Raw genomic sequence first — 3467 nt, forward strand, 5'->3', positions numbered from 1 at the left:
TTACCAGTGACATTATATCTCAGTATCAATTGAACGAAGTGTCGGATCGAAAGATCTGATATCACGGAAAATAAATGGAATATCCATTTAAACTTTGGATGCTTTAGTCCCTTTATTTTCGACCATACCAGGTAATTTTTTCTGAAAGATTTTAATAAGATTATTTCCTTCCTCAGGTTCGGAAAGGTTTGTAATGACAATCTGTTTCTGCTGAATGTCTGTGCAAAGATAAAATACCTCCCCATCGCTGGTATCCTTAATGTGTACATATAATTCAATAGGAGATTCAAAATTTATCACCTTTGCACTCTTATAATCCCATTTTAAAATTTTATACTTTTTAAAAATTTGAGAAAGATCAAAATCAATTATTATTTCTGATTTTTTTAGAAGCAAAAATAATGCTCCTATAAGACAAAAGAGTGAACCTGAAAAAATAAGAAGTTTATTTGAGAACAAACACAAAAGGGCAACGATAAGAAAAAGGACAATTGCGAAACACATGATGGTCATTTCTTGATACGACGGTCTCTTCAATATAAAATACCTGTTTCCTTCATTGCTCAACCATAAATTATTTCCCAGTTCTTTCATGTTGTTATTATTCATGGTTTGTTACAATGACCTGTTAAGTTTTGCTAAAGTCTCTTCCTTTGACTTATTCCACAGCACAGAAAGCGTATTGACTACTTCATCACTGAAGCTAATCTGGATTTCTTCACCATCACCAAAATGTTCCATGTGTTTTTTATAATCGGTCATTGAGTTCTCAAAAGGTTCTTCCTCTATTTCGATTTCTACATTGTCTAGTTTAAGAAATTGATGAGCGAAATTTTCTACTGCAGATCTGATTGTTGAAAGGTCTATGCTTTCGTGATGATGCCAGATATCCATAAATCTTGGTTTTTCTCCCTTTTCGTTTCTAGGTGCATCGTACGAGACCTCGTATTTATCATCATCAAATTCATTATTATAGTAAAACCAATAATGAATTTTGTCATCTTTTAAGTAATCCTCGATTGCCTGAACAAATTCAGCTTCTGTTGGATCATTTCTCAAATCCTCAATTCCATTTCTTAAATACCTTTTGGTATTCAAACATAATGATGCTATTTTTTCCCCTTTATCATTGTATATTCTTAAGTCTTCCCATCCTATTTTTTCACATATCCCATAAATTCCCCACCAAAGATTAGCTGATTCAGTTTTTACAATCAGTTTTGTTGTGTCCATATTTATAATCCCAATCGTTGCAATTTGTCAAAGGTTTTTATACAACCCTCTTACAAAATAAAATAAAAATTTATTAACCCCAAAAGCTCTGTACTCATTTGGTTCTGTTATTTAGTAAGGCTTGTTGGCAGGCTTTGGGACGACTCACTGTATGATATATGTTGTAAAGGTATATTTTGAGATATAGTTAATGTCAGTGTATACCCTGATAGTTGGTGTGTAGAGGATATGATTTTTTAAAGCTTTATGTATGCTGCAAAAGATAATGTAACAGAAAGGCATGTGATTCAGGTAACTTCTTTTACAAAAAGTCGTAGGTTACAACATATTTTATATATTTGCTATTGGGACTATTTTTAATGCTATTATTTTGTTTTTTTTCAGTATTTGTGTGGAGCGTTTGTACAGCATAAGATAAGGCCAATGATTTAGAAATACCTGAATAGTGGTTAATTGCTATTCATGGAAGGGTAATTGTTTTGAAATTGCACCAATAGTATAAAATGATCTTATCACATTATGAAATTCTGAGTATTTTGGAGATGAGGAGTCTATCGAAAGTATCTTAGGAGAGGTAAAATTTAAATTTATTATAAAGATATAGTTGTTGCTTTTATTTTCTAAACGACATGCAACGCATTGAAATAAAGTATTGGTTTTAAATCGATATAGGCCTAAACATGAAGAATAACGTACTTCTCAACAATATTGGTAAAATAACTTTTGTAGCCTCTATTGTCACACTTTGTCTACCTTTTTTATTTACTCGGTAGGCTTTTTGGAGCAGCTTGGATTTTACTGAGACTGGACAAATTGGTGATACGATTGCAGGTACAACTTCACCTTTTATTGCCATTTTAACGATTGTATTAGTATATCTTACATTTACTTCCCAAAAAGAGGAGCTGGAAAAGACAAGGGAACTTGTTGAACAACAAACCAACTTTATGAAAGAGCAGACTCAAGGTGCTGAACTATCTCAACATGTTGGTGCGATTGAAGAAATGATTAAGGAGATACTTTACTTTATAGATGAGCTGGAATGGAATAAAATAGAAGGAGTGAGGTCCTTAAGGGAATTTGATCCAAAAAGGCACGACGTAGTACACACTTTGACGGATGAGTTGTATGCAATTATACTGCGATTTGATGCTTTATTAAGATCGGCAAATGATATCTCAAATGAAAATGTTCAAATTGTTTATTTAGATAGGATATTTACACTTTTTTATTCAAAAATCCTATGGAATGTGAAGGGGAATATATATGATCGTCATGCTAACTTATTAATGCAAAGAAATGATGATTGTCAATTAATGATTCCCAAATTTGCAGAGATATCAAATAAAACCTTGGAATATTTAATTGAACGAAATTTAGTCAAAAAATCATCTTGGAAAGAAGGTACTATGAAGTCCTTTAAGATCTGAGGGGTAAATGTGAATAATTAAGATTCTCAAGTTCAACAGTAGCATTCAATTGCAAGTTGTAAATTTTATAAAAGATACGAAAATGATAGAAACAAACGAATCTTTACCAGTAAAAGAAATGCTTGCAGTTGCAAGTCCATTTATTAAAGCTGTAGTGGATACATATGTAACTCCCAGACTTGAAAATCTTAAAAAACGGTTTACTCTTGACTACAATAAGTATCATGTTCCAACCGGGGAACAATTTTCTGAATATTTTTACAGAACATACAAACGTGTATCTATTGTAAATACCTTAGTTTTTAATAATTCCCAAAGATTCATAAAGGACATTTATTTACCCTTAACGTTAGTTGAATGGAATAATAAAAAGGTAGTGAAATATAAAGTCCTGTCTTTTCCATTGGAGCTACTTAATAAGTATGAAAAATTATTAATCACTGACAATGCGGGAATGGGAAAGTCAACATTGGTAAAAAAAGTATTCCTAGACACAATTGATGAAAAGAGGGGAATCCCAATCTTAATTGAATTAAGAAGACTTTCAAAAGACAAAACAATTATTAGTGAAATACAAAGTCAATTAAATTCATTAGCCAAAGATTTTGATAACAGTCTTTTATTGGAATTATTAACAGAGGGCGGATTTGTAATACTTCTTGACGGTTATGATGAGATTCCTCTTTCGGACAGAGAAGTAGTTACAGCGGATATTCAAACATTTATTGCAAAGGCCTCAAATAATACTTTTATTTTAACATCGAGACCAGAAAATGCTTTAAAGGGGTTTGGAGACTTCCAAGA

The 3467-nt window shown here is 31.8% G+C and carries 4 protein-coding genes; 2 read left to right on the top strand and 2 right to left on the bottom strand.

What is annotated here, in order from left to right:
- Positions 1-87 precede the first annotated feature (87 nt).
- Entirely contained in the window at positions 88-609 is a 522-nt protein-coding gene (locus tag J7604_RS26090) for a hypothetical protein (protein ID WP_293903278.1), read from the bottom strand.
- 6 nt (positions 610-615) lie between these two features.
- Positions 616-1233 (bottom strand): hypothetical protein, encoded by a 618-nt coding sequence (locus tag J7604_RS26095; RefSeq protein ID WP_293903281.1) that lies wholly within the window; start codon positions 1231-1233, stop codon positions 616-618.
- A 788-nt stretch (positions 1234-2021) separates the two neighbouring features.
- Here J7604_RS26095 and J7604_RS26100 point away from each other — a divergent pair.
- Both J7604_RS26100 and J7604_RS26105 read left to right on the top strand, forming a co-directional pair.
- On the top strand, positions 2022-2663 hold the full coding sequence (locus tag J7604_RS26100) for a hypothetical protein (RefSeq protein WP_293903284.1): 642 nt from the start codon (positions 2022-2024) through the stop codon (positions 2661-2663).
- Positions 2664-2745: 82 nt separating this feature from the next.
- On the top strand, positions 2746-3467 hold a 722-nt coding region (locus J7604_RS26105; protein WP_293903287.1), incomplete at its 3' end, for an NACHT domain-containing NTPase.

The sequence above is a fragment of the Sporocytophaga sp. genome, assembly GCF_017745095.1.
Lineage (GTDB): Bacteria > Bacteroidota > Bacteroidia > Cytophagales > Cytophagaceae > Sporocytophaga.